The organism is Streptomyces phaeofaciens, from assembly GCF_014648915.1.
GTDB classification, from domain to species: Bacteria; Actinomycetota; Actinomycetes; order Streptomycetales; family Streptomycetaceae; genus Streptomyces; species Streptomyces phaeofaciens.
Map to the genome: position 1 here is coordinate 1 of NZ_BMSA01000014.1, position 23,109 is coordinate 23,109.

Consider the following 23,109-nt stretch of genomic DNA (forward strand, 5'->3'; position numbering starts at 1 on the left):
GGGGAGTGCGTGCCAGACCCCGCGACCCCCGGCAAGATCCGAAAGAGAGGCCCTAGTGCCGATGGCGGGACGTGCTCTTGCGCGGCGGCAGGGTCAGGGTGATTTGTCGGACAAGTTGCTGGAAGCATGCCAGGGACGCGATGGCCGGCAGGGCGGCTCCGGCGATACCGGCGAAGGTTCTCTCGGCCTGGGTTACGCACAGCATCATCGCAACAGAGGAAAAGATGAGAACGACGAACCACGAGTGCAGGGCTCGACGCTGATGCAAGGCAGTGCGCAGGATGGAGAGAGAAGCCACGATCCAGGGGCCATATACGAGAAGCGGCCACCAGGCAATACTTCCGCCCTTCGCGTCGGACGTGATGCGTTGCAGAGGTTCGTAGGCCGCCACGGCACCGAAGACGCTGACCATCGCCACGATGACGGCAAGGAATACGACGATCACAAAGCTGCCGGTCTGCAACCACTTGAATCGAAGTTTGCGGACTTGAGTCTTCCGATGCCCCGCGGAAGAACGTCGGATGGGCGGCAACTGCGCCGTGATCTGTGCCAGATTCTCCAACGGGTCGGTGAAGTCCACGCCGGACGGCGGCTCGCTGCGCGGCGGCGGCACGGTCGTCGCCCGCTCCCCTGCCACGGCATCCTGTAAGAGATAGGCCATCTCCTCGACCGGGTCCCACCCCGTATCAGGGGGTTCCAGAAGGGCCCCCGAGTGCTGGGCGTCGAAGGGACTGCCGTACCAGTCGGCACCCGACCCGAAAGGGTACGTCTCGGGATGCCATTCGCGCTGCGGAAACGAGAGATCCGCGTATTCCTGATTCACAGTGATTCACTCACGTCACATGCGGTCCGTGTGGCAGCCAGAGTCTTCCTGACCGATCCACCGCTGATCGAGTTCCTTCTGGACCGTGTCCAACAGTCTGAGGAACTCGACGAGCAGCGCTTCGGTGACCCGGGTTTCGCCCCGCGCGTCGCCCACGTGCAGCGTGCCGCGGACCTCCAGTGTCGAGTACACCGTACCGGGCATGTAAGCGCATTTCCCCACTGTCGCTTCGCTGGAGGCGGACAGATTGCCCGTCCTCGTTCCGCGGCGAGGCAAGTCGAGGGGAATTGGTTTCGTCATGTCCCGCTAACGGCCCGCCGACTCCTCCAGTTGCGCGGCAAATGAGTGACCGTTGCAGGGTGAACATTGATGAGAGCGTTTTTTAATTTGTGTAATACGCGTCCCGCGCAGCACGTTATGGTTCGAGCCGGTTGTCTTCTAAAAGATCAGTTAGCGGCAACCGGCGCTGGAGCGAGCGGCCTCCCGATGCTCGGCGGCTGTCCGCTCGTCGGGGTCGCCGTGCCGACCATCGCCGTCGTCCGGCGGTTGAGCGGTTCCTCTCGGTTCCGCCGACGACAAGTGCCGGAGCGGTGAGGGCTGTTACCGAGAGGGACGAGCAGCGGGGAAGGGAGCCGGGGAGAAGGCAACCGTCCCGGAATGCCGGCCGCACGTACGAGCAGGCATGCGGCCGGCGGTGGGGCGTCCGGCGCTACCCGCAGTGGTTGTTCGACGGGGCGTTCACCGTGGTGGTGTCGATGTCGTTCGGGCCGGGGCCGGCGGCGCCGAGCAGGATGCGTTCGGGCGTGGCGACGATCGCCACGCCCGAAAGGGTCGCGGGCACGTCGACGAGGTTGAACGTCGACTGGTTCTGGCAGGAGATGAAAGGACCCGCGCGCCATACCTGCGCCATGTCTCTCGTCACTTGAAGGAAGGAGACATTGCGCCAGGTGCCCGTATCCGGGTGAGTGTCATACCGGCGCGCCGATATGACTCCGCGCGCACGAGCCGGCCAGGTCGGACATGGGTCGGCCGGCTTGTGTCGTCCGTGTCACAGTCTTCCGGTCCACGGTGTGAGACCGGCGCAACCGAACTTCTCTCGCGGTCTAACCGGTCGGAAACCGCCCGGCTCGACGGTCGGTCTAGCGTCGTGACGTATGAGGGTGTGGGAGCCGTTACGGCCACTGCTCGGCAGGCTCGGCGCCATCCGCAAGGGTGGTCCGGGCGAAGGCAGTTCGATGCACCGCCGCCGCCGTGGGCGAACGGGCACCGGCCGTCGGCCGGTGCCCGGCTGGGGCAGCATCAGGGGACGGGTGGCGGTGGTCATCACGGTCCCGATCTGCCTGCTCCTGGCGGTGGCCGGTCTCGCCGTCGACAGTCGCGCCGAGGCCCTCGGCGACGCCCGGACGACCCGTGCCGAGGTCGGCCTCAGTCTTCGGGTCCAGGCCCTGGTGCACCAGCTTCAACGTGAACGCGGCCTGACCAACGGCCTGTTGGGCGGCGAGGAGGAGTTCCGCTCGCCCCTGGCCGCCACCCGGGGGCGGGTCGACGCCGCGCTGCGCGGGATGCGCCGTGACAGTGCCGTCGAGAGCGTGATCCGGCGGCACTTGGAGCGTCTCGCCGACATCCGCGCCGCGGCCGACGGGGGCACCGCCGACAGATCGGCGACGCTCACCTTCTATACGACCGCCGTGGACGCCCTCAACGCCGTCGATCCGGTGGCGGAGACCGCGATCCGCGCCGACCGTCGACTGAGCGATGGGCTGGCGGCGTTGAGGGAGCTGGCCGCGGCCAAGGAATCCGTCGCTCTGGAACGCGGACTCCTCAACGGGGTCTTCGCCGAGGGCGCCTTCCACGGCCGCGAGTACCTCGACTTCACCGAGGTACGGGCCACGCGGGTCGCCGCCCTGGCCCGCTTCCGGCAGGTCGCCACCGCACCTCAGCGCGCGGCTCTGGAGCACGCCTTCGGAACCGAGGACGCCGAACGCGCCACCCTCTACGAGGGCCGGGCCGAGGGCGCCGCCGACGGCTCCGTGCTGCGCGCGGACGCGGGCACCTGGTGGGACGCGATGACCGTGCTCGTCGACGATCTGTACGCCGTCCAGCGGTCGGTCGGTGCGGATGTGCGGGACCGGGCCGACCGGCTCAGCCACGACGCCGAGACGGGCCTCGCCGTCTGTCTGGGCGCGGGAACGCTCGTGGCCGCCCTCGTCGCGGGCCTCGCCGCCTTCGCCTCCCGTTCCGTCACCCGCCCCCTCCGCGCGCTCGCCGAGGCCGCCCACGACGTGGCGCGCAACCGGCTGCCCGCGACCGTCGCCCGTATCCAGCAGTCCCCGCCGTCCCCGCCACCCCCACCGGCCCAACCGTCGCTGTCATCCCCACCAGCCCAGCCGTCCCCGCACTCTGCGGCATCTCCGGACCACCCCCTGGAGCTCCTCCCAACGGCGGATGCCCCGGATGCCCCGGACGCCCCCGATGCGCAGCTGCTGGGCGGCGCGGTGGAGATCGCCGAGGTCGCGGCCTCCCTGCACCACGTGGAACGCACCGCCCTGCACCTGGCCGCCCAGCAGGCCGGCCTGCGCCGCAACACCACCGAGTCGCTCGCCAATCTGGGCCGCCGCAACCAGAGCCTCGTGCGGCGTCAGCTCGGCCTCATCACCCGTCTGGAACAGCAGGAACTCGACCCGGACGCCCTCGCCGAGCTGTTCGAGCTCGACCATCTCGCCACCCGTATGCGGCGCAACGCCGAGAGCCTGCTGGTCCTGGCCGGGCAGAATCCGCCGCGGCCCACGGCGGCACCGGCCGACGGCCTGGAGGTCGTCCAGTCCGCGGTCGCCGAGGTGGAGCAGTACCGGCGGGTCCTGATCGCGGCCGTGGAGCCGGTGCGGGTGCGCGGGCACGCCGTCGCCGACGTCGCCCATCTCCTCGCCGAGATCATCGAGAACGGGCTGACGTTCTCGCCGCCGACCGAACCGGTCGAGGTGCACGGCTGGTACGACTCCGAGGACGACGCCTACTGCTTCGCCGTCGTCGACCACGGCGTCGGCATGTCCGAAGCCGACAAGGAACGTGCCCACGCCCGCTTCTCCGGCTCCGGGGAGGAGGCCCTGCTCGCCACGCCGACCCGGTTCCTGGGCCACCTCGTCGTCGGCCGGCTCGCCCACCGGCTCGGCGACGGCACCCGGGTCCACCTCTTCGACACCCCCGGCGGCGGCCTGTCCGCGCTCGTCGTCCTCCCCGCGCGCCTGCTCACCCCCGTGCCGGACCCCTCCGCCGCGCCGCCCCCGCCCGCCCGGCCTGCCGTCTCCTCTCTCCTCAACGGTTTCAGAGCAGGTGTCGCTCGCGCCGAAGCCCGAACCACTCAAGGAGCGTCATCGTGACCACCGCCGTCCAGAGCTTCGGCTGGCTCATCTCGGAGTTCGTACGCACCGCGGACGGCGTCACCGACGCCGTCGCCGTCTCCTCCGACGGCCTGCTCATGGCCGCCTCGGACAGCCTCGACCGGGATCGCGCCGACCATCTCGCCGCCGTCGTCTCCGGCATCACCAGCCTCGCCCAGAACGCGGCGACGGCACACGGCTTCCACGGCATGAAACTCGTCATGATCGAAATGTTCGGGGGCTTCCTCATGGTCGGCCGGGTCCGCGACGGAAGCTGTCTCGGCGTCCTGGCCGCCGAGGGGTGCGACGTCGGCCTGGTCGGCTACGAGATGGCCGTCCTCGCCGACCGCGCGGGCGAACTGCTCACCCCGCAGCTGGTTCACGAACTCCACTCCGCGCCCATAGCGGCGGCGCGATAGCCGACGATCCGACGCCGGCTGCCACGGCCGGGGCCGCTTCCGGGGCGGCCGGGCGCCGGCCGCGCCGCGGCGGGTGGATCCGCGGCTGATCCTGCCCGGGTGCGAGGCCCGCCCGCCTGACACCGGCCGGCCGAGCTGCTCACCCCACGCCTGCCCGACCCCTTCCGCACCCGTCCGGCAGGCATCCACGGGGGATCGCGCGCGGGATCGTGCGCGAGATCGTGCGCTGAATGATCCGGAAGGCCTTCGAAACATTCGTAACCCGCCTCCCTTCCCGATCTCCCATTTGAGAGCGCTCTCACTACTGACCACGGACCTCGCCGCCCCACACGACGCCTCAACTGCGTAAATAGCACCTCCTCAACACCTCGAGCCGACCGAACGTTTCGAAATAGATACCGAAACCGTTGACAGTTGACAGGGGCAGACCAACACTCGCCCCCATCGGCCGCACGAGGACGAGCACGGGGACGAGGAGGAAGCACGCCCATGAACGACGCACCCGCACAGAAGACGCGCCGCAGGCGCGGCCACTTCGGGATACTCAGCCGCTTCAGGCTGCTCATCAGCAGTGTCTGCACGCTGCTGCTGGTCGCCGTGGCGGCGATGGCTCTGCCCGGTACCGCCCACGCCGACACGGTCGTCACCACGAACCAGACCGGTACCGACAACGGCTACTACTACTCGTTCTGGACCGACGCCCCGGGCACGGTCTCCATGAACCTGAGCTCCGGCGGCGGCTACAGCACCACGTGGAGCAACACCGGAAACTTCGTCGCCGGCAAGGGGTGGAGCAACGGCGGGCGCAGGAGCGTGACCTACTCGGGCACCTTCAACCCGTCCGGCAACGCCTACCTGGCCCTCTACGGGTGGACCTCGAATCCCCTGGTGGAGTACTACATCGTCGACAACTGGGGGACCTACCGGCCCACGGGAACGTACAAGGGCACGGTGACCAGCGACGGCGGTACGTACGACATCTACAGGACGACGCGCTACAACGCCCCGTCCGTCGAGGGCACCAAGACCTTCGACCAGTACTGGAGCGTCCGGCAGTCGAAGCGGACGGGTGGCACCATCACCACCGGCAACCACTTCGACGCCTGGGCCAACGCCGGGATGCCCCTCGGCAGCTTCAGCTACTACATGATCATGGCGACCGAGGGCTACCAGAGCAGCGGCAACTCCAACATCACGGTGGGCAGCGCCGGTTCGGGTGGCGGGAGCGGCGGCTGTGCCGCGACCCTGTCCGCCGGTCAGCAGTGGAGCGACCGCTACAACCTCGACGTCGCCGTCACCGGATCCAGCAACTGGACCGTCACCATGAACATCCCCTCCCCCGCCAAGATCCTCTCCACCTGGAACATCAACGCCACCTACCCCAACGCCCAGACACTCACCGCCAAACCCAACGGCAACGGCAACACCTTCGGCGTCACCATCCAGCACAACGGCAACCACACCTGGCCCACCGTCACCTGCACCACCACCTGACCCCGACCGCACCCGCACGCGCGCGTGGCGCGGTGGCCGTGGCCGCCGCGCCACAGCGCTGCGGGCACGCGCACAGCACACGGCGGGCGACCGCGCCTGAGTACGCGTACCCGGGTCGGCTGTGTCTCTCCGCACTGTCGTGGGCGGGGCCCGTTTCCCAGGATGGGGCGGCCACGTCGCGTCGAGAGAGGTGCTTATGGTCCGTGATCTGCAACTGCGCGTCGCCACTGCGGAGGATCTCGAGTAGATCCACGAACTGCGTCACCGGGTGTACGCGCGGGAGTTGGGCCAGCACGCGCCGGATCCGGCCGGACGGCTTCGTGACGGACTGGACGGCGACAACGTCTACCTGGTCGCGGCGCGCGGCACGGCCCGGATCGGCTTCGTCAGCCTGACCCCGCCCTGGGTGGGACGGTACGCGCTGGACAAGTACCTGACCCGTGACGAACTGCCGCTCCTGGACGAAGGCGACGCCTTCGAGGTGCGCATCCTCACCGTCGAGCCGCGTTGGCGCTCCACCGCGGCGGCACCGCTGCTGATGTACGCGGCGCTGCGCTGGATCGCTTCCCGGGGCGGTCGCCGGGTGGTGGCGATGGGGCGCACGGAGCTGCTCGGCATGTACCGGGCCGTCGGCCTGCGCCCGGTCGGCCGTACCGTTCACAGCGGTGCGTTGACGTTCGAGGTGCTGACCGGCGATGTGCCCGAGCTGACGAGGGTCACGACGGACCGTCACGGCGTCGCGCTGGAGCGGCTGAGGTCCGCGGTGGACTGGCGGCTGGACGTGCCGTTCGCTCCCCGGCCGGACGGCTGCGAACACGGCGGTGCCTCGTTCACCGCGATCGGCACGGGCTTCCGGAGCCTGGAGCGGCGCCGGCAGGTGGTCGCGGCCGATGTGCTGGACGCCTGGTTCGCGCCGGCCCCCGGGGTGCGGGCGGCGCTCACGGAGGATCCGGGCTGGGTCGCGCGGACCTCGCCGCCGACCGACGCCGACGGCCTGCTGGCCGAGATCGCCACGGCCCGGGCGCTGCCGGCGGAGACGCTCGCGGTCGGCGCCGGCTCCTCCGACCTGATCTTCAGGGCGTTCGGCCGGTGGCTGACCCCGCAGAGCCGGGTGCTGCTGATGGACCCGGGCTATGGCGAGTACGCCCATGTCACGGAGCGGGTGATCGGCTGCCGGGTGGACCGGTTCCCGTTGCGCCGCGAAGACGGCTGGCGGATCGATCCGGCCCGGCTGTCCGCCGCCGTCGCGTCCGGCCGCTACGACCTGGTGGTGGTCGTCAACCCGAACAACCCGACCGGACGGCACGCGCCGGCCGCCGAACTGCGCTCGGTGATCGCGGCCGCGCCGGACCGGACCCGCTGGTGGATCGACGAGGCGTACCTGGGCTATGTCGACCTGGCCGAGTCGCTCGCCGGTCTCGCCGCGAGCGACCCGCGGGTGGTGGTGTGCACCTCGTTGTCCAAGATGTACGCGCTGTCCGGCATGCGGGCGGCGTATCTGGTGGCCGAGCCGGCCACCGCGGCGCGGCTGCGCCGGTGGACGCCGCCCTGGCCGGTCAGCCTCCCGGCGCAGCTGGCCGCCGTGGCGGCGCTGCGCGACCCCGCGTACTACCGCGACCACTGGCTCCGCACCCACGCGCTGCGCCGGCGGCTGGCCGCCGGCCTCGCGGGGCTGGACGAGACCGTGGTGGTCGACGAGACCGTGGCGAACTTCCTCACCCTGACCCTGCCGGCGGGCGGGCCGAGTGCCGCGCAGGTCGTCGCCGAGTGCCGCCGCCACGACGTGTACCTGCGCGATCTGTCGCCGTTGTCGCCGCGGTACGAGGGGTGCACCGTGCGCATCGCGGTCAAGGACACCGCGGAGAACGCGCGCATCGTGGCCGCGTGCCGGGCCGCCCTGTACCTGCCGCGGCCGGCCGCGGCCGTGCCCGGTCCGACCTCCGCGGACGTGCTCGCCGCCGGATCCGTTCGGTGATCACGGTGGCCTCGCTGGCGCCCTTCCTCGGCGGGGCGCTGGTGCTGGGCGGTGTCGCGGTGGCGGTGTCGCGGCGCCGCGAGCTGATGGTCCGGTGGTGTGCCTGGGCGGTCGGGGTGCCCCTGGTCACCGGTGCGTTCTGGTGGGGCCGCCCGGGCGCCGCGGCCCTCGCCGTCGTGGTCGGGGTGATCGCGGTGCTGGAGTTCGGCGGGCTGATGCGGCTGGGCCGGGCGGACCGGGTGGTGCTGGCCGCGGCCGTCGTGGGCGTGGTGCTGGCCACCTGGCTGACGCCGGGACAGGTGCTCCGGGCGGTCGCGCTCGGGGCCCTCGCGGTGGCCGCCGTGCCGCTCCTGGCCGGTGACGCCGAGCACGGCCTGCGCCGGCTCGGCGCCGGGCTGCTGGGGCTGGCCTGGCTGAGTGCGCTGGCCGCGCTGGTGCCGCTCGGGGCGAGCGCGCTCGCGCTGTTCGTGGCGGTCTCGGTCGCCGACATCGCGGCGTACTTCGCCGGCCGGCGGCTGGGCGGGCCGCGGCTGTCGCCGCTGTCACCGGCCAAGCGGTGGAGCGGGACCCTGGCCGGGGCCGCGGCCGGTCTCGGTGTGCTCGCCGTGCTGTCCGTGCTGAGCTGGCCGACGGCGGTCGCCGTGGCGGTCGGCGGTCCGGCCGGTGACCTGCTCGAATCCATGGTCAAGAGAGGGGCTCAGGTGAAGGACGCGGGACACTGGCTGCCCGGCTCCGGTGGTCTGCTGGACCGGATCGACTCACTGCTCGTCGCGCTGGCGGTCCTGCTGGTCCTGAGCTGAGCCGAGCCGACCCGACCCGCGTCGGCCCCGGGCGCCCGCGGAGCACCGGCACGCCCGTGCCCCGGCGCACCCGGCGAAATTCCGCTGCTGCGGCATCCGCTCGTGTCCTAGCGTTCCCCTCATGAACGCGATCGGCCCCGAGAACCCGCTGACCCCCGACGACGCGCGGGCGTTGCTCGCCCTGCTCCCCGGGCGGGTCGAGATCGAGCCGGGCATGACCGAGCGGGAGCTCGACGGTGTCGAGGAGCGCTGGGGGTTCCGGTTCGCTCCGGAGCACCGGACGCTGCTGGCCGCGGGGCTCCCGACGGGCGACGGCTGGCCCGACTGGCGCGGCCGTGCGCCAAAGGACCTGGCGAAGCAGCTGGCCTGGCCGGTGGACGGCGTGCTGTTCGACGTCGAGCACAACGGCTTCTGGCATCCGGACTGGGATCCGCGGCCGGCGGGCGTCGGGGACGCCCTGGAGGCGGCTCGCGTCCACCTGGCCACGGTCCCGGTGATGGTGCCGGTCCACTTGCACCGGTGTCTGCTCGCCGATCCGGGCCGCACGGGCACTCCGGTGTTGTCGATGTACCAGACGGACATCATTTGTTACGGCACCGATCTCGTCGACTACTTCCACCGCGAGTTCGGGCGACCGGTGCCGGCCGTGCCGGACCACCCGCACGCCGTGATCCCGTTCTGGTCGTACTTCCTGGGGTGAGCCGCCGAAGCCGTCGGCCGGCGCGGGCCACCGAGGCCGCGCGCCGCCGGCAGCCGCCGTCAGCCGCCGCAAGCCGTACGGATCTTGTAGAAGGTGCTCAGGTATCGCGCGTGGTAGGACGCGTTGGCGATGCGGACGATCGTCTCGTCGGCCGAGCGCAGGGACGAGCCGGTCAGGTTGGCGCTGCCGGTGTAGACGCGGGGGGTGAGGTCGCCGTTGTAGTCGCCGTCGATCAGGATCTCCTTGTTGTGCGGGCGGACGTCGATCCCGGGGCCGTTGGGGATACGGCATCGGCGGTGCTGGATGCCGGCGGCGGTCAGCCGGGTGGTGATCGCGGAGTCGGTCTCGGCGTACAGGACGTCGATCCAGCAGCCGTTGGCGCGCAGTTGGGCCAGCTTCTGGGCGACCTGGACGCGTGACCCGAAGAAGCTGTGCATCACGATGCGGATGTCCGTCTGGTGGCGCAGCCCGTCGGCGCCCGTGTACGCGCAGCGGAGCTCGTTCAGCGCGCTGACGATGTTGTCGGTGGCCGGGTTGTAGTACGAGGTGTCACCGCGCGGGAAGAAGAAGGCGCGCTGGGGTGAGCCGGTCGGGGTGGAGGCGTAGGCGAAGTTGTTGCCGCGTACGAGGGTGCGGCCGATGCGGAGCCGCGAGTGGTAGGCGGCGTAACCGTCGTAGACCGCGTTGTCCGTGAAGGTGACGGCGTCGTTGAAGGACTCGACCTTGTACCAGGGAGAGAGGTTCGAGGAGGTCTGGAAGACGACCTTCGAGTAGCTGGTGCCGTCGTCGAAGGGGCCGACCCTGGAGAAGACGAAGAACTTGTTGTGGTTGTACGCCGGTTGGGGCGGGGCGACGGCCAGGCAGCCGCGCTGGACGTCGTCCACGCCGTCGGCGTCCTCGAACCTGTCGTCGCAGACGACGATCCAGGAGCGGGCGCTGTCGTTGGTTCCCAGGCCGGCCTTGAGTGACTGGTAGGGCGCGTTGGGGTACTCGACGCCGTCACCGTTCACATAGGTCGAGTCGTCGACGATGATCCGGACGTCGACGCCACGGCGGTGGGCGGCGAGCAGCGCGTCGGCGACCTCCTGATCGTTGAACTCGAGCATCGCCCCGCGGATCTGTGCCCCCGCGGGGGTCGCGTCGATCAGCTGGACGAGCTGGGTGAAGATCGCCTTCTGCTGTGCCGGTGTGCCCAGCGGGTCGTTGAACACGGGTCCGTTGATGACCGGCTTGGTCAGCGCGGCGGCCTGGCTCGCACCGGCGACGACGAGTGCCGCCACCAGCGTCAGGACGGCGGCGACGGCCGTGATCGGCGCCGTGGGGAGGTACCGGGCGGGATGCGGGCGCACAGTCGAGGGCGTCATCTTCGCTTTCCTGGAAGGGGGCACTTCACGGAGACAGCGGAGATCACTTGCCCGGAAAAGTAGGACAATCATCGGAAACTAGGCGTTTCGGGGGTACGCACTGACCTCAACGAGTGAGGGCACCGGCGAGCCGGACAGGCTGTCAGAACCGCCCCGCGGCACGGGCTTTACGACCCCGCTCCGCCGTCAGGGAAACGGCGGCCAGTCGTCCGGGGCGGACGGTGTCGGCGCGGGGCCCGCCGTCGTCACGCGGCGGTAGGCCGCGCGGGCGTGGAGGAGCCGGGCCAGACCGGTGCCGAGGAGGGTCGCGGCGCACAGACAGGCGAGCCAGAAGGCGTCGCGGTGGACGGCCCACGTGAGGGTGCCGGCGGGCGGGATGGCGAAGCCGTTGAGGAAGAGCCAGCACAGGACGGCCGTGCCGGGCGCCGCGCTGAAGCGGGCGCACAGGCCGAGCAGCGCGGCCAGCAGGGACAGCGCGGCCAGGGCGAGGCCGGGGCGGTCCGTGCCCACGAGGATGTTGTGCGCGGCGACCAGGGTCAGCGCACCGCCGCAGGCGGTGGCCCAGACCAGCGGGGTGGCCACGGGGCGGGGAACGGGACGCGCTCCGCTTCTGAACGCCACCCACTCGATCATGCTCCACGCCTCCTTCCGGTCCTCCCCATGAGCTCGGGGTACCGGCCGCCACGCCGTCGTGGACCCAGGGCATTGTCCCACTCGGGGGTCGGGCCCCACTCCCGTTGCCCGATTCCCGGCGCTGGCTAGGGTGTCAGGGACAGCTGTTCGACGTAATGTCCGATCCGGACATCCGCCGTCCGGCAGCACCGATCCGGCAGAAACCGGAAGCCGGAAGGCAGAAGGCAGAAGCCGGCAGACGACAAACGACAGCAGACGACAGACAGGGGGCAGTCGTGGGCGGTCCGCGCCTGAGCAGTACGCCGTTGCCGGGGATCGGGGTCCGTTACGACCTGACCACGCGGGAGCAGCGCCGGCTGTCGGTCGTCGCGCACCGCGACGGCGCACGGACGCTGAACGCGTACCAGGAGGACGATCCGGACGCCTGCGCCCTGTCGGTGCGGCTGACCTCGGGCGAGGCGGCGGCGCTCATCGACGCGATGATGCCGACGCACCACAGCCCGAACCTCCTGTCCACCACCGAGCTGGGGCTGGTGGCCGAACGCATCGAACTGTCGTCGGTCTCGCACTGGAACGGCCGGCTCCTCGGCGACACCCGCCTGCGCACCGAGACCGGGGTGTCGATCGTGGCGGTGCTGCGCCGCGCCGAGGCCGTCCCCTCGCCGAAGCCGGACTTCCGGCTGGTCGGCGGGGACGTCCTCATCGTGATCGGCACCCGGGAGGGCGTCGACGCGGCCGCCGCGATCCTCGAACGGGACTGACCGGCCGGGGAACACCGGCACCGCACCGGCCTCACACCTGGCGCAGCGGTCTCGCCGGCCAGTCCAGCAGCCGCGCTCCGATCACCGCCGTCTGAAGGGCGTAGCGCTGGGTCGGGTCGGTCGGATCCGTGCCGGTCAGGACGTGGACGCGGTCCAGCCGGTACGTGAGGGCCCGCACGCTGAGGGACAGGCGCCGGGCCGCCGCCGCGGACACACAGCCGCTGTCGAAGTACGCGCCGAGGGTCTCCAGCCAGGGCCGCGCCCCGCCGCGTGCCCCTTCCAGCGGCCCCAGGGTGTTGTGGACGAGGTCCATCAGCGCCTGCCGGTCCCGGGCCAGCACGGGGAAGACCAGCAGGTCGGCGGCGCGCAGCAGTGGCTCGTCGAAGCCCATGCGCTGCGCCACGTCCAGGGCGTTGAGGGCTTCCTCGTAGCTGTGGCCGATTCCGACCGGGCCCGGTCGGGGGCGGCCGATGGCGGCCTGGGCGCGGCCGGCGGCGGCGTAGGCGTGCTTGGCGAAGTGGGTGAGGACGTCGTCCTGGTCCGCGGGGGCGACGCACACCATGCGGCCGTCCTTGGTGGTGAACAGGATGCGGCGGTTCTCGAACCGGGCGAACAGCTCGCTCGCCACCTGCCGGGGCACGGCGTCGGCCTCGTCGTACCGTTCGGGCCCCTCGGCCACGGCGACCGCGTGCGCGCGGGACAGCCGGAGTCCGAACCGTTCGGAGCGGGCGGCGAGCCCGCCCGGGTCGCCGCGGCCGGACAGCAGGTCGTCGATGAACTCCCGGCGGGCGGCCTCCTCTTTGCGGATGACGAGTCGCTGCGCGCGCTCGTAGCCGTCGGCGAAGGCGTCCACGGCCTGTTCCAGGACGGTGAGGACGCTCTCCGGGTCGGCCGTGCGGGGCCGGCCCGCGCGGCCGGCCACGAGATGGGCGCGGACGAGGTCGCGCCAGGCGTGCCCGGCCTCGGCGGCCCGCGCGCCGAGTGCCCGGCGGGACTGGAGCTCGTCGCGGGTCAGCCGGCGGCCGGTGACCGCGGCGTCCGCGAGGATCGTCTGGAAGCCGTCGAGGAACGGAGCGTACGGAGCGTCTCCGGCGGCCGCGCGCGGCCCGGGTGACGCCGCGTCCGTACGCACCGGTCCGCCGTCGTGCTCAGTGGCCGGCATGCACAGCTCCCGTGGTATCGGTGGCGCCGGTGGCTCCCGTGCCTCCGGTCGTCGTCGTACCAGCTGTATCAGCCGTCGCCCCGGCCGTTCCGGTCGCCCTGCCCGCCGCCGCGCCCGCCGCCGCACGCGTGGCGCCGCGCGTCGTGAGCCGTCGGGCCGCCGGTTCCGTCCACCGGGCCGCCGGCGGCCCCACGACGACCAGGATCAGTACGTACGCCGTCGCCAGCGGACCGATGCGCGGTTCGACGCCGACGGCGAGACCGGCGATGACGATGGAGAACTCGCCGCGCGCGACCAGGGTGCCGCCCGCCCGCCAGCGCCCCTTGACGGAGATGCCGGCCCGCCGCGCGGCCCAGTAGCCGGTGGCGATCTTCGTCAGGGTGGTGACGGAGGCCAGCGCGAGCGCCGGGAGCAGGACGGGCGGGATGGCCGCGGGGTCGGTGTGCAGGCCGAAGAAGACGAAGAAGACGGCGGCGAAGAGGTCCCGCAGCGGGGTGAGGAGGCTGCTGGCCCCCTCGGCGACCTCGCCGGACAGGGCGATGCCGACCAGGAACGCGCCCACGGCCGCCGAGACCTGGAGGTGCTGGGCGATCCCGGCGACGAGGAGGGTCAGGCCGAGGACGACGAGCAGCAGCATCTCGGCGTTGTCCGAGGAGACCGCGCGGCTGATCAGCCGGCCGTGGCGCAGGGCGACGTACAGGACGCCGCCGACCGTGCCCAGGGAGATCAGCAGGGTGACCGTGCCGCCCGCCAGGCTCACCCCGGCGAGCAGGGCGGTGAGGATCGGCAGGTAGACGGCCATGGCGAGGTCTTCGAGGACCAGGATGCCGAGGACGACCGGGGTCTCCCGGTTGCCGAGCCTGCGCAGGTCGCCGAGGACCTTGGCTATCACTCCGGAGGAGGAGATCCAGGTGACGCCCGCGAGGGCGACGGCGGCGACCGGGCCCCAGCCGAGCAGCAGGGCCGTCGCGGCGCCGGGGGCGGCGTTGAGCAGGAAGTCGACGGCGCCGGAGGGGTACTGGGTCTTGAGGTTGGTGACGAGTTCGGAGGCGCTGTACTCCAGTCCGAGCAGGAGCAGCAGCAGGATGACACCTATCTCGGCGCCGGTGGCCACGAACTCCTCGCTGGCGCTCAGCGGCAGGATGCCGCCCTGGCCGAAGGCGAGGCCGGCCAGCAGGTACAGGGGTATGGGGGAGAAGCCCACCCGGCCGGCGAGTCGTCCCAGCAGGCCCAGGACGAGAATGATCGCCCCGAGTTCGATGAGCATGGCTGTGGTGTCGTGCACGGGCGTCTGTCCTCCGTGTCGAATCGGTGGCGGCGTCTGTGCCGTTGCGGGTGCCGGCGGTGCGCGGTGCGGCGCGGGTGGTCCTGGTCGGGCCGTCGACGGTCGCGTGCGTGGACGGCGGCGAGTGCCTACCGGCGGTCGCGAACGCGGACGGCGGCGGGCCGTCCGTGTCGTGCGCACGCGGATGCCGTTCGTGCGCCGGTGAGATGCGTACGTCGATGCCGTGCGCGGCACGGGAGTTGCTGACGCACGGGGCGCGCTGGACCGTCGGGCTCGGCCTGTCACCCCGTCAGGAGAGCGGGGGCGAGGGCGAGTTCGTGCGGCGGGCGAACGGTGAAAGGCGAGGAGGGCCGGGGCAGGTCAGCGCGTCGCGCGGTGACTCAGGCCGCGGCGCCGGTATCAGGAACGCCGTCGCGAGCGGCGTTGTCGACGCGTACGCGGATGACTCGACCCATGTCACGCCCCCTCGGCTCACGTCGGTCTCGACTCGGCGACCGGACACCAGGGCCGGGCGCGTGAACGCCCGGCGAAGTGTAAGTGTTTGGTAAAGAGTCTAGCGCATACCGGAGGCCGAAGATCGCCGAAGCCTGCCCCGCGGCGGTCCGCGCAGGTCAGCGGCGAGGCGGCCGCCGCCCGCGCGTCCGGTGCGGGTCGAACAGCTGCGCCGCCATCCCTGCGAGCACCAACCCCGTGGCGATCAGCAGCCCGTCGGCCAGGACCACCCCCGTGATCAGTACGGCGAGGGCGACCGCCAGCGCCCACCAGGCGCCCCTGCGCCGGTACTCACGCGGCGGGGAGGGACGTCCGGCGCGCATGGCCTGGGCGAACCGGGGATCGTCGCGCTCGAACCGTGCCGCGAGAGCGGTCAGTCTCTCGTCGTCGGGCTGGGCCATGACGCTCCTCCCCGGAACACCACACATCACAACGCGCCGCCGCCGTAAGGCCGGTGGGACGGCGAAGGGGTGGTCGGGACGGGGCGGGTCTCCGAAGGCGGCCCTGGAGGCGGTCCTCGAGGCGGTGCTCAAGGCAGTCCTCGAAGGCCCCGGCGCGGGAGACGTGGCGCGGCTGTCTCGACCGGACTTCAGCCTTTCGCCCCTCGGCGTCCTGCGCCATCAGGCTCACCCTGCATTCTTCCTGGTGGCAGGACCCCACAAACACCCGCGCGGCACCCCCACACCGGGCCCACACACAGGGCCGCATGGGTGCTGCCACGGATGGCGGCCGCCCGCGTCACCCACCAGGCTGAACCCTGGAGGCCCGTCACGGTGAGCCCCCGGCCCCGACGGCGGCACGAAGGACGACGATGCCCGACCAGACCCCACCCCAGCCCCAGCCACCGGCCCGACCCCAGCCCCCCACCCGCATCCTCCTCGCCGACGACCACGCCCTCGTACGGCGCGGGGTGCGTCTGATCCTCGACGGGGAACCCGATCTCACGGTCGTCGCGGAGGCCGACGACGGTGCCGAAGCCGTCGCCCAGGCCCGCGCCCTGCGGCCCGACCTGGCGATCCTCGACATCGCGATGCCCCGGCTCACCGGGCTCCAGGCCGCCCGCGAACTCTCCCGCGTCCTGCCGGACCTGCGCATCCTCATCCTGACGATGTACGACAACGAGCAGTACTTCTTCGAGGCGCTCAGCGCCGGTGCCTCCGGCTACGTCCTCAAGTCCGTCGCCGACCGCGACCTGGTCGAGGCCTGCCGGGCCACGATGCGCGGGGAGCCGTTCCTCTACCCCGGCGCGGTCGACGCCCTGATCCGCAACTACCTCGACCGCGTCCGGGACGGCCACGCGCCGCCCGCGCGGACCATCACCGAACGCGAGGAGGAGATCCTCAAACTGGTCGCCGAGGGTCACACCTCGCAGGAGATCGCGGACCTGCTCGTGATCAGCCCCAAGACGGTGGAACGCCACCGCGCCAACCTGTTGCAGAAGCTGGGCATGAAGGACCGTCTGGAACTCACCCGGTACGCGATCCGGGTGGGCCTCATCGAGCCCTGAGCGGGTCGGCGCCCGACGTCGGAACCGGCACCGCCTCGTTCTCGGCGAGCTCCACCGCGCCCGCCCTCGACGCTCCCGCCCGCGCCCGCGCCCCCAGCGCCGTGAGCATCCGCTCCAGCAGATACGCCCGTCCCGCGACCACCGGACCGAGCACGGCGAGCACCAGGACGTAACCGGCGATGAACGGGGCGAGCCGTGGGTCGAGGCCCGCGCTGGTGGCCATCGCGGCCAGGATCAGCGCGAACTCCCCGCGGGCGACCAGGGTGGTGGCGATGTCGGCGGCACGGTCCGGGCCGTAGCCGTACAGCCGGGCGACGAGCAGGCCCGCGACGACGTTCATGACGACGGTGAGGGCGGCCGCCGCGGCGACCGGCCCGGCGACCGCGGCGACGACACCGGGGTCGATGGCGAGCCCGAAGGCGAAGAAGAAGATCGCGGCGAAGGCGTCCCGCAGCGGATGGACGAGTTCGCGGATCCGGGGTCCCGACGGGGTGCCCGCGAGGATCAGCCCGACCATGAAGGCGCCGATGGCGTCGGCCACCCCGAGCATCTCGGAGACTCCGGCGACGAGGACGGCCGCCCCGAGGAAGCTGATCACGAGCAGTTCGTCGTCGCGGACCTGGATCAGACGTCCGACCAGCCGGGTGCCGTAACGGGCGGCGGCGGCCAGCACCAGCAGGAACCCGAAGGCCTTGCCGGCCTGGAGCACGGTGTCGGTCACGCCCGTGGCACCGCCGATGACCGGCTGGAGCGCGGCCAGGTACAGGGCGAGGAAGATGTCCTCCACCACGATGACGCCGAGGATCAGCCGGGTCTCGGGGCGGCCGATCCGGCCCAGGTCGATCAGGATCTTGGTGACGATCGCGGACGACGAGATCCCGAGGACACCGGCCAGCACCAGCGCCTCCCGGGCGCCCCAGCCCAGGGCGAGGCCGAAGCCCAGGCCCGCGCCGACGTTCAGCAGGAGGTAGATGCCGCCCGCGGCCAGCAGCCGGCGGCCGCCGCTGCGGAGGTCGTCGAGGTGGAACTCCAGGCCCAGATAGAAGAGCAGCAGCACCAGTCCGAGCGCGGAGAGCATCTCGAAGTCGTGCGCGTCCTCGACGAGGACGATCCCCGGGGTGTGCGGGCCGAGCAGGATCCCGGCGAGCATGAACAGCGGGATGGTCGGAAGCCCGATCCTGCCCCCCAGCCGGGCGAGGAAGGCGGCGGCGAGAAACGCGCCGCCCATGGCGAGCAGCGTGTCAGCGTGCCCCATGGATCACCGCCCTCGGCTGCGCGTACGGTCGCGGTCGCTTCACATGACGGGCGTGGATACGGGTTCTCCTTCGTCCGTGGGGTGCGTGGGCGTCACCCCACGCTCGCACGGCCGCCGGAGCCGCGGCCATCGGTGCCGGCCCCCATATCCGCAGGTGGCCGACACCCATGGCGCGGTGCGCGGCAAGGGTCAGCCGGTGACCTCGACCTTGCCGTTGTGTGCCGCCGCGCCCGTGGGCCCCTCCCCCGCCCCGCTGTCGCGCCGGGTGACGCCCTTGAGGAGTTCGGCGAGGTCGATGCCGGTGGTGGCGCCGAGGAGTTCCAGGCCCTGGCTGACGTTGTCGGCGACCGCGCGCGGGATCCGGCCCGCCCCGTCGGTGGAGATCACCGTCATCCGCTCGATCGCGCTCAGCGGCTCGGACGCCTTGGCGACCACCTGCGGCAGCACCTCGACGAGCATCTGGAGGACGGCCGCGTCGCCGTACTGGTCGAACGCGTCCGCCTTCTTGCGCATCGCCTCGGCCTCGGCCGCGCCCTTCGCGCCGATCGCCGCCGCCTCGGCCTCGCCCTCCAGCCGGACCGCCTCGGCGATCGCGGCGCGCCGGGACCGCTCGGCCTCACCCTGCCTGAGCCCCTCGACGGCCTCCGCCTCGGCGAGCGCGCTGCGCCGCTGCTTCTCGCCCTCACCCGTGAGCCGGGCCCGCTCGGCCTCCGCCTGGGCGGCCGCGATCTCGGCGAGCCGTTCGGCCTCGGCCTGCTTGACCCGGGCCACCCGGCGGGCCTCGGCCTCCTGTTCGGCCGCGTAGCGCTGGGCGTCGGCGGGCTTGCGGACCTCGGTGTCGAGCTGACGGTCCTTCAGTGCGGCCTGCCGCTCGGCGACCTTCTCCTGCTGGGCGAGGATGTCCTGCTGCCGGGCGGCCTCGGCGAGCGGGCCCGCCGCGTTGGCCTGGGCGGCCGCGGCGTCGGTCTCCGCCTTGATCTCGGACTGGCGGAGGTAGAAGGTGCGCTGGGCGACGGCTATCTCCTCCTCGGCCTTCAGCCGGGCCTGTTCGGCGGCCCGCCGGGCCACGGCCTCGGCGATGTCGGCCTCCTGCTTGGCGCGGGCGGCCTCCGGGCGGCCGAGGTCCTCCAGATAGGAGCCCTCGGTGGTGATGTCCTGGATCTGGAAGGCGTCGAGCACGAGTCCCTGCCCGGACAGGCTGGCCTCGGCCTCCTCGGCGACCTGACCGGCGAACGCGGCCCGGTCGCGGATGACGTCCTCCACCGACATCCGGCCGACGATGGCGCGCAGCGCGCCGGAGAGCACCTCCTGGGTGAAGCCGACGATGCCGTCCTGCTGCATCAGGAACCGCTGGGCGGCGGCGCGGATCGAGTCCTCGGTGCCGCCGACCTTGACGATCGCCACCCCTTCGAGGTGGGCCTTGATCCCGCGCAGGGTGACCGCGCCCCGCACGGCGACCGGGATGTGCCGGGAGGACAGGTCGAGGGTGAACCTCTGCTGCACGAACGGCACGACGAACACCCCGCCGCCGACCACGACCTTCTGGCCGCTGTTGTCGGTGAACACCCGCCCGGTCTCCGGGTCGGTGGCCTTCTTGCCACGCCGCCCGGTGACGATGAACGCCTCGCTCGGCCCGGCCACCTTGTACCGGGTCACGACGACGAGCGCGAGCAGCACGAGGAGGACGAAGGCCCCCGCCACCGCGAGAACGACTGAACTCATGACAGAGCCCCCACATCACGTACGAGAAAGGAAAGGAGAAGGAGGGAGAAGGAGGGAGAAGGCGGGAGGCGCAGCGGCCGGGACTCAGCGGTCCACGGGCCGCACCACGACGGAGGTCGCGGTCGGCGCCGCCTCCACCCAGACCTCGGCCCCCCGGGCGATCGCCACCGCACTGCGCGCCGCGTACTTGACCGGCTGACCGCCGAGCCGGAGCAGCACCTCGCCGAAACCGTCCACCGGGACGTCGGTCACCACGGTGCCCGCGGTGCCCACGAGATCGTCCCCGCGCGGTGTGACGGCGGTCTGGTCACGCATCAGGACACGCGTGAAGCGGTACGTCGCCCAGGCCGTGCCCGCGCCCAGGACGGCACCGGCCCCCGTGGCGGCCGCGGCACCCGCCCCGGCCGCCGCGGTGGCGACGGCCCCGCCGAAGCCGGTCATCGCCACGAACCCGGCGACGACCGGCAGCGACAGCCACCCGTCGAGGGCACCCCCCGGCACACCGTCGGGCGTGCCGCCGAGCACCCCGTCGAGCACCCCGTCGAAGACCAGCGACAGGGCGAGCAGTGCGACCCCCGCGATGCCGATTCCGAGAAACCAGGCCATGCGCACCGTCCCCCCTCGCCCGTCGCCGGTCTTCGCCGGGACGATCCTCGTATGCCAGGGGCATGCGCTTCATTGCCGCGATCCGGCAGTCTTCGCCCGTCCTTCGATGCCGTGTCCGCGCAGGGGTCGGTACAGTGCGCGCACGCACGGGAGGGGGCGCCCATGAAGGTGCTGGAGAACGTTCGGCGGGGTGTACGGCTGGGGACGATCGTGGGGGCGTGGCCCGCCGGGGTCCTCGGGGGGCTGTGCCTGCTGGGGGCGCTGGTCTTTCTGGTCGGGGGGCACGAGGGGACCGCCCGGAAGCTGGGCGCGGCCGGCGTCGTCGCCGCGCTGGGCTCGATGGCGCTCGGTGTGGCGCTGGGCGCCGCCACCGGAGCCGTGCTGGCGGCCGCTCCCCGCGCGGTGCTGAAGCGTCCCCCGCTGCGGGGGCTGCTCGCGGCGCTCACCACCGGGGTGCCTCTCACGGTCCTCGGGGTCGCCGCCCTGACGGAGGGCGAGTACACGCTCGCGAGCTACCCGCCTTCGAGTCACGCCGTCATGTGGTCCGTGCCCCTGGTGGTCGCGCTGGTGATGGCCGCGCACAGCGGGGACATCGCGGGCGTCGCCCCCGGGACGCCTCGGGAGACCGCGCCGCCGACGCCGTAGCCCTGACGGCCGTCGTGTCCTCGCCCCGACCGTCGTCGTGTCCTCGCCCCGTCCGTGCGTCCTTCCGGTCTCGTCACCGTCCGGTCACAGAGGGTCGTCAGGGAGAACCTGCGGGTTCGTCCGCCATGTCTGCCACGACGGGGCGACGAGGGCCGACGCCCCGCGTGATCTGTCCCGGGGGACGCGATGCGATACGGCAACCGACACGGCAACGGATACGGCAACGGTGTGCGCAGGGCCGTGGTGGCGATGACGGCGGCGGTCGCGGTCGCCGCGGGTACGGCCGGGTGCCAACCCGGTACGGAGGAAACGGGCACGGGCACGTCGCCCGGTTCGGGATCGTCGGGTTCGGGGTCGTCGGGTGCCGAATCGGCGGATGCCGGATCCCCGGGCGCCGGATCGCCGGACGCCGGATCGCCGGACGCCGGATCGCCGGACGCCGGATCGTCCGGTGCCGCCGTCACGGACTGTGCGGCCGACGGGCTGGAGGTGTCCGCGCGGCAGGCCGCCGAGCGGCCGCGGGGGACGGGGACCGGGGCGGCCGTCGTCGCGTTCACGAACGTCTCGGGACGGCCCTGCGTCCTCACCGGCCATCCTTCGGTCGCGGGGGCCGGCAACGGTTCTCCGCAGCACAACACCCCCCTGACCGTGACCCGCACCGGATCGGCGGCGCCGGTGACCGTGGCCGCGGGCGGGAAGGCGTGGGTGAAGCTGACGTTCGTCCAGGTGCAGGGTGAGGCGGACGGGTACTGCGAGTCCGGCGCGGATCCGACGGTGTACCCCACGCTGGTGGTCGGCCTGCCGGGGTCGGGTGCGCACCAGGTCGCCCTGGACGACGGCGTGTTCGCCGAGTGCGACGACACCGTGACCGTCACCCCGGTGTCGTCGGCCGAGCCCTCCTGACGCCCGCTCACCCCACCAACGCCCGCGCCTCGCGCCCGGCCACCGCGAGCGTCGCGGTCACCCCGATCGAGGCCAGCGCCATCACCGCCATCGCCACGGCCGGGGAGGTGAGTTGGGCGATCGTGCCCGCCAGCGCCGCGCCCACGCCCTGCATCGTCAGCATGCCGGCCGAGTGCAACCCCAGCGCGTGGCCGCTGAGTTCGGGCGGGGTCAGGGCCATCAGGCGTTCCTGCTGGACCAGGCTCGCGCCGAAACCGACGGAGGCGACGGCCGCGCAGACGGCGGCGACCGGGAGGGCGGGACGCAGGGCGAACACGACGTAGGGCGTGGCCAGGAGGAGCAGGAGAGGGGTGGCCAGACGGCCGCGCAGGACCGGCGGGAGCAGCCGGCCCACGGTCACGTCACCGGCCAGCATGCCCAGCGCCGCGCACGCGAACAGCGTGCCAGCCGCGCCGGGGTCGTAGGACACGAAGAGGGCTTCGCAGCCGACGACCAGCCCGTTGGGCAGCCAGAGGCCCAGGTAGGTGAGGCGGCGGGGGCGGGAGGACCACAGGACGGCGTTCGTGCGCCGGGTCATGGCGGCCGTGGGGCGGCCGGAGGCGCGCGGCGGGCGGACGGTCAGACCCAGCCGGACGACGACGGCGGCGGCCGCGTACAGGAGGGCGGCGAGGAGGAGGACGGAACGTGGGGAGAGGACGGCCACGAGGGCGCCGCCGGCCGCGTAGCCCGTGATCTGGGTGAGGCCGCTCATGATGTTGAACACCGAACGCCCGGTCAGATAGCCGTTCTTGGGCAGGATCTCGTTGAGCAGCCCCCAGCGGACGCCCCCGCCGAGGGATGCGATCAGCCCCTGGAGGAGGACGACCGCGAAGACCGCCGCCACCGGCAGTCCGGGCAGCGCCAGGACTGCCGTGGCGGCGGCGAAGGCGAGCGAGAGGCCCGTCAGTGCGGCTCTCGGGGGCAGCCGGTCGGAGCCCGAGAGGAACACGGTCGCGCCCAGCACCTGGGCGAGCGACGGGCCGAACATGCTCACCGCCGACAGCAGCGGCGAGCCCGTCGCCCGGTGGACGAGGGTGCCGAGGGCGAGGGCGCCGACCGTCTGGGCGGCGGTGTGGGCGGCGGAGGAGAGGAAAAGCGGGGTGAACTCCGGGGTGCGGAAGAGCTGCCGGTAGGTGTGGCTGGTCAT

At 72.3% G+C, this 23,109-nt stretch carries 22 protein-coding genes; 10 read left to right on the plus strand and 12 right to left on the minus strand.

The window, feature by feature from the left end:
- Window positions 1-52 precede the first annotated feature (52 nt).
- From IE275_RS22980 to IE275_RS22990, 3 genes are all read right to left on the minus strand, one after another.
- A complete protein-coding gene (locus IE275_RS22980) occupies window positions 53-823 on the minus strand; it encodes a DUF2637 domain-containing protein (protein WP_229870461.1) in 771 nt (256 codons plus the stop codon).
- Window positions 824-838: 15 nt separating this feature from the next.
- On the minus strand, window positions 839-1,027 hold the full coding sequence (locus IE275_RS22985; protein ID WP_189713256.1) for a hypothetical protein: 189 nt from the start codon (window positions 1,025-1,027) through the stop codon (window positions 839-841).
- A gap of 505 nt (window positions 1,028-1,532) precedes the next feature.
- Window positions 1,533-1,733: a hypothetical protein gene (locus IE275_RS22990; protein WP_189713257.1), complete on the minus strand. Its 201-nt coding sequence runs from the start codon at window positions 1,731-1,733 to the stop codon at window positions 1,533-1,535.
- A gap of 400 nt (window positions 1,734-2,133) precedes the next feature.
- Here IE275_RS22990 and IE275_RS22995 point away from each other — a divergent pair, with 400 nt between their 5' ends.
- From IE275_RS22995 to IE275_RS23020, 6 genes are all read left to right on the plus strand, one after another.
- Window positions 2,134-4,200 carry a sensor histidine kinase gene (locus tag IE275_RS22995; protein ID WP_229870464.1) on the plus strand — a complete coding sequence of 689 codons (2,067 nt, stop codon included), beginning with the start codon at window positions 2,134-2,136 and terminating at the stop codon, window positions 4,198-4,200.
- The gene (locus IE275_RS23000) at window positions 4,197-4,619 is read left to right on the plus strand and encodes a roadblock/LC7 domain-containing protein (RefSeq protein ID WP_189713259.1); all 423 of its coding nucleotides are present in this window, start codon (window positions 4,197-4,199) and stop codon (window positions 4,617-4,619) included. Before IE275_RS22995 ends, IE275_RS23000 begins: the two co-directional genes overlap by 4 nt.
- A gap of 489 nt (window positions 4,620-5,108) precedes the next feature.
- The gene (xynA, locus tag IE275_RS23005; protein WP_229870465.1) at window positions 5,109-6,113 is read left to right on the plus strand and encodes an endo-1,4-beta-xylanase XynA; all 1,005 of its coding nucleotides are present in this window, start codon (window positions 5,109-5,111) and stop codon (window positions 6,111-6,113) included.
- Window positions 6,114-6,360: 247 nt separating this feature from the next.
- On the plus strand, window positions 6,361-8,088 hold the full coding sequence (locus IE275_RS23010) for a histidinol-phosphate aminotransferase family protein (RefSeq protein WP_308435685.1): 1,728 nt from the start codon (window positions 6,361-6,363) through the stop codon (window positions 8,086-8,088).
- The gene (locus tag IE275_RS23015) at window positions 8,085-8,888 is read left to right on the plus strand and encodes a phosphatidate cytidylyltransferase (protein ID WP_189713260.1); all 804 of its coding nucleotides are present in this window, start codon (window positions 8,085-8,087) and stop codon (window positions 8,886-8,888) included. The genes IE275_RS23010 and IE275_RS23015 overlap by 4 nt, the downstream gene beginning before the upstream one ends.
- Window positions 8,889-9,009: 121 nt before the next feature.
- Window positions 9,010-9,588 carry a hypothetical protein gene (locus IE275_RS23020; protein WP_189713261.1) on the plus strand — a complete coding sequence of 193 codons (579 nt, stop codon included), beginning with the start codon at window positions 9,010-9,012 and terminating at the stop codon, window positions 9,586-9,588.
- A 59-nt stretch (window positions 9,589-9,647) separates the two neighbouring features.
- Here IE275_RS23020 and IE275_RS23025 read toward each other — a convergent pair whose 3' ends face one another.
- Together IE275_RS23025 and IE275_RS23030 are read right to left on the minus strand one after the other, a co-directional pair.
- Window positions 9,648-10,952 carry a phospholipase D-like domain-containing protein gene (locus tag IE275_RS23025; RefSeq protein WP_189713262.1) on the minus strand — a complete coding sequence of 435 codons (1,305 nt, stop codon included), beginning with the start codon at window positions 10,950-10,952 and terminating at the stop codon, window positions 9,648-9,650.
- A 186-nt stretch (window positions 10,953-11,138) separates the two neighbouring features.
- Window positions 11,139-11,585 carry a hypothetical protein gene (locus tag IE275_RS23030; protein ID WP_189713263.1) on the minus strand — a complete coding sequence of 149 codons (447 nt, stop codon included), beginning with the start codon at window positions 11,583-11,585 and terminating at the stop codon, window positions 11,139-11,141.
- Between the two features lie 275 nt (window positions 11,586-11,860).
- On the opposite strand from IE275_RS23030, the gene IE275_RS23035 reads away from it, so the two are divergent.
- Window positions 11,861-12,346: a cation:proton antiporter regulatory subunit gene (locus IE275_RS23035; RefSeq protein ID WP_229870467.1), complete on the plus strand. Its 486-nt coding sequence runs from the start codon at window positions 11,861-11,863 to the stop codon at window positions 12,344-12,346.
- A gap of 31 nt (window positions 12,347-12,377) precedes the next feature.
- On the opposite strand, the gene IE275_RS23040 is transcribed toward IE275_RS23035, so the two are convergent.
- From IE275_RS23040 to IE275_RS23050, 3 genes are all read right to left on the minus strand, one after another.
- Complete coding sequence (locus tag IE275_RS23040; RefSeq protein ID WP_189713265.1) at window positions 12,378-13,508, minus strand: PucR family transcriptional regulator; 1,131 nt, start codon at window positions 13,506-13,508, stop codon at window positions 12,378-12,380.
- A complete protein-coding gene (locus IE275_RS23045) occupies window positions 13,495-14,793 on the minus strand; it encodes a cation:proton antiporter (RefSeq protein WP_189713266.1) in 1,299 nt (432 codons plus the stop codon). The genes IE275_RS23040 and IE275_RS23045 overlap by 14 nt, the downstream gene beginning before the upstream one ends.
- A 611-nt stretch (window positions 14,794-15,404) precedes the next feature.
- Complete coding sequence (locus IE275_RS23050) at window positions 15,405-15,686, minus strand: DUF3040 domain-containing protein (RefSeq protein ID WP_189713267.1); 282 nt, start codon at window positions 15,684-15,686, stop codon at window positions 15,405-15,407.
- A gap of 410 nt (window positions 15,687-16,096) precedes the next feature.
- Here IE275_RS23050 and IE275_RS23055 point away from each other — a divergent pair, with 410 nt between their 5' ends.
- Entirely contained in the window at window positions 16,097-16,792 is a 696-nt protein-coding gene (locus tag IE275_RS23055; RefSeq protein WP_189713268.1) for a response regulator, read from the plus strand.
- On the opposite strand, the gene IE275_RS23060 is transcribed toward IE275_RS23055, so the two are convergent.
- From IE275_RS23060 to IE275_RS23070, 3 genes are all read right to left on the minus strand, one after another.
- On the minus strand, window positions 16,779-18,047 hold the full coding sequence (locus IE275_RS23060; protein WP_189713269.1) for a cation:proton antiporter: 1,269 nt from the start codon (window positions 18,045-18,047) through the stop codon (window positions 16,779-16,781). The genes IE275_RS23055 and IE275_RS23060 overlap by 14 nt on opposite strands.
- 189 nt (window positions 18,048-18,236) lie before the next feature.
- Complete coding sequence (locus IE275_RS23065; protein ID WP_189713270.1) at window positions 18,237-19,769, minus strand: SPFH domain-containing protein; 1,533 nt, start codon at window positions 19,767-19,769, stop codon at window positions 18,237-18,239.
- An 84-nt stretch (window positions 19,770-19,853) separates the two neighbouring features.
- Window positions 19,854-20,375, minus strand: a complete 522-nt coding sequence (locus tag IE275_RS23070; RefSeq protein WP_189713271.1) for an NfeD C-terminal domain-containing protein — start codon at window positions 20,373-20,375, stop codon at window positions 19,854-19,856.
- Between the two features lie 162 nt (window positions 20,376-20,537).
- On the opposite strand from IE275_RS23070, the gene IE275_RS23075 reads away from it, so the two are divergent.
- Together IE275_RS23075 and IE275_RS23080 are read left to right on the plus strand one after the other, a co-directional pair.
- Window positions 20,538-21,020: a hypothetical protein gene (locus tag IE275_RS23075; protein WP_189713272.1), complete on the plus strand. Its 483-nt coding sequence runs from the start codon at window positions 20,538-20,540 to the stop codon at window positions 21,018-21,020.
- A gap of 186 nt (window positions 21,021-21,206) precedes the next feature.
- Entirely contained in the window at window positions 21,207-21,923 is a 717-nt protein-coding gene (locus IE275_RS23080) for a DUF4232 domain-containing protein (protein WP_229870468.1), read from the plus strand.
- A gap of 7 nt (window positions 21,924-21,930) precedes the next feature.
- On the opposite strand, the gene IE275_RS23085 is transcribed toward IE275_RS23080, so the two are convergent.
- The gene (locus tag IE275_RS23085; protein WP_189713273.1) at window positions 21,931-23,109 is read right to left on the minus strand and encodes an MFS transporter; all 1,179 of its coding nucleotides are present in this window, start codon (window positions 23,107-23,109) and stop codon (window positions 21,931-21,933) included.

Excerpts from the sequence above, each read along its gene's own strand:
- IE275_RS22985 (WP_189713256.1), bottom strand. The coding sequence starts at position 1,027 with ATGCCCGGTACGGTGTACTCGACACTGGAGGTCCGCGGCACGCTGCAC.
- IE275_RS22990 (WP_189713257.1), bottom strand. The coding sequence starts at position 1,733 with ATGGCGCAGGTATGGCGCGCGGGTCCTTTCATCTCCTGCCAGAACCAG.
- xynA (WP_229870465.1), top strand. The coding sequence starts at position 5,109 with ATGAACGACGCACCCGCACAGAAGACGCGCCGCAGGCGCGGCCACTTC.
- IE275_RS23020 (WP_189713261.1), top strand. The coding sequence starts at position 9,010 with ATGAACGCGATCGGCCCCGAGAACCCGCTGACCCCCGACGACGCGCGG.
- IE275_RS23025 (WP_189713262.1), bottom strand. The coding sequence starts at position 10,952 with ATGACGCCCTCGACTGTGCGCCCGCATCCCGCCCGGTACCTCCCCACG.
- IE275_RS23030 (WP_189713263.1), bottom strand. The coding sequence starts at position 11,585 with ATGATCGAGTGGGTGGCGTTCAGAAGCGGAGCGCGTCCCGTTCCCCGC.
- IE275_RS23040 (WP_189713265.1), bottom strand. The coding sequence starts at position 13,508 with ATGCCGGCCACTGAGCACGACGGCGGACCGGTGCGTACGGACGCGGCG.
- IE275_RS23050 (WP_189713267.1), bottom strand. The coding sequence starts at position 15,686 with ATGGCCCAGCCCGACGACGAGAGACTGACCGCTCTCGCGGCACGGTTC.
- IE275_RS23055 (WP_189713268.1), top strand. The coding sequence starts at position 16,097 with ATGCCCGACCAGACCCCACCCCAGCCCCAGCCACCGGCCCGACCCCAG.
- IE275_RS23060 (WP_189713269.1), bottom strand. The coding sequence starts at position 18,047 with ATGGGGCACGCTGACACGCTGCTCGCCATGGGCGGCGCGTTTCTCGCC.
- IE275_RS23065 (WP_189713270.1), bottom strand. The coding sequence starts at position 19,769 with ATGAGTTCAGTCGTTCTCGCGGTGGCGGGGGCCTTCGTCCTCCTCGTG.
- IE275_RS23070 (WP_189713271.1), bottom strand. The coding sequence starts at position 20,375 with ATGGCCTGGTTTCTCGGAATCGGCATCGCGGGGGTCGCACTGCTCGCC.
- IE275_RS23075 (WP_189713272.1), top strand. The coding sequence starts at position 20,538 with ATGAAGGTGCTGGAGAACGTTCGGCGGGGTGTACGGCTGGGGACGATC.
- IE275_RS23080 (WP_229870468.1), top strand. The coding sequence starts at position 21,207 with ATGCGATACGGCAACCGACACGGCAACGGATACGGCAACGGTGTGCGC.
- IE275_RS23085 (WP_189713273.1), bottom strand. The coding sequence starts at position 23,109 with ATGACCAGCCACACCTACCGGCAGCTCTTCCGCACCCCGGAGTTCACC.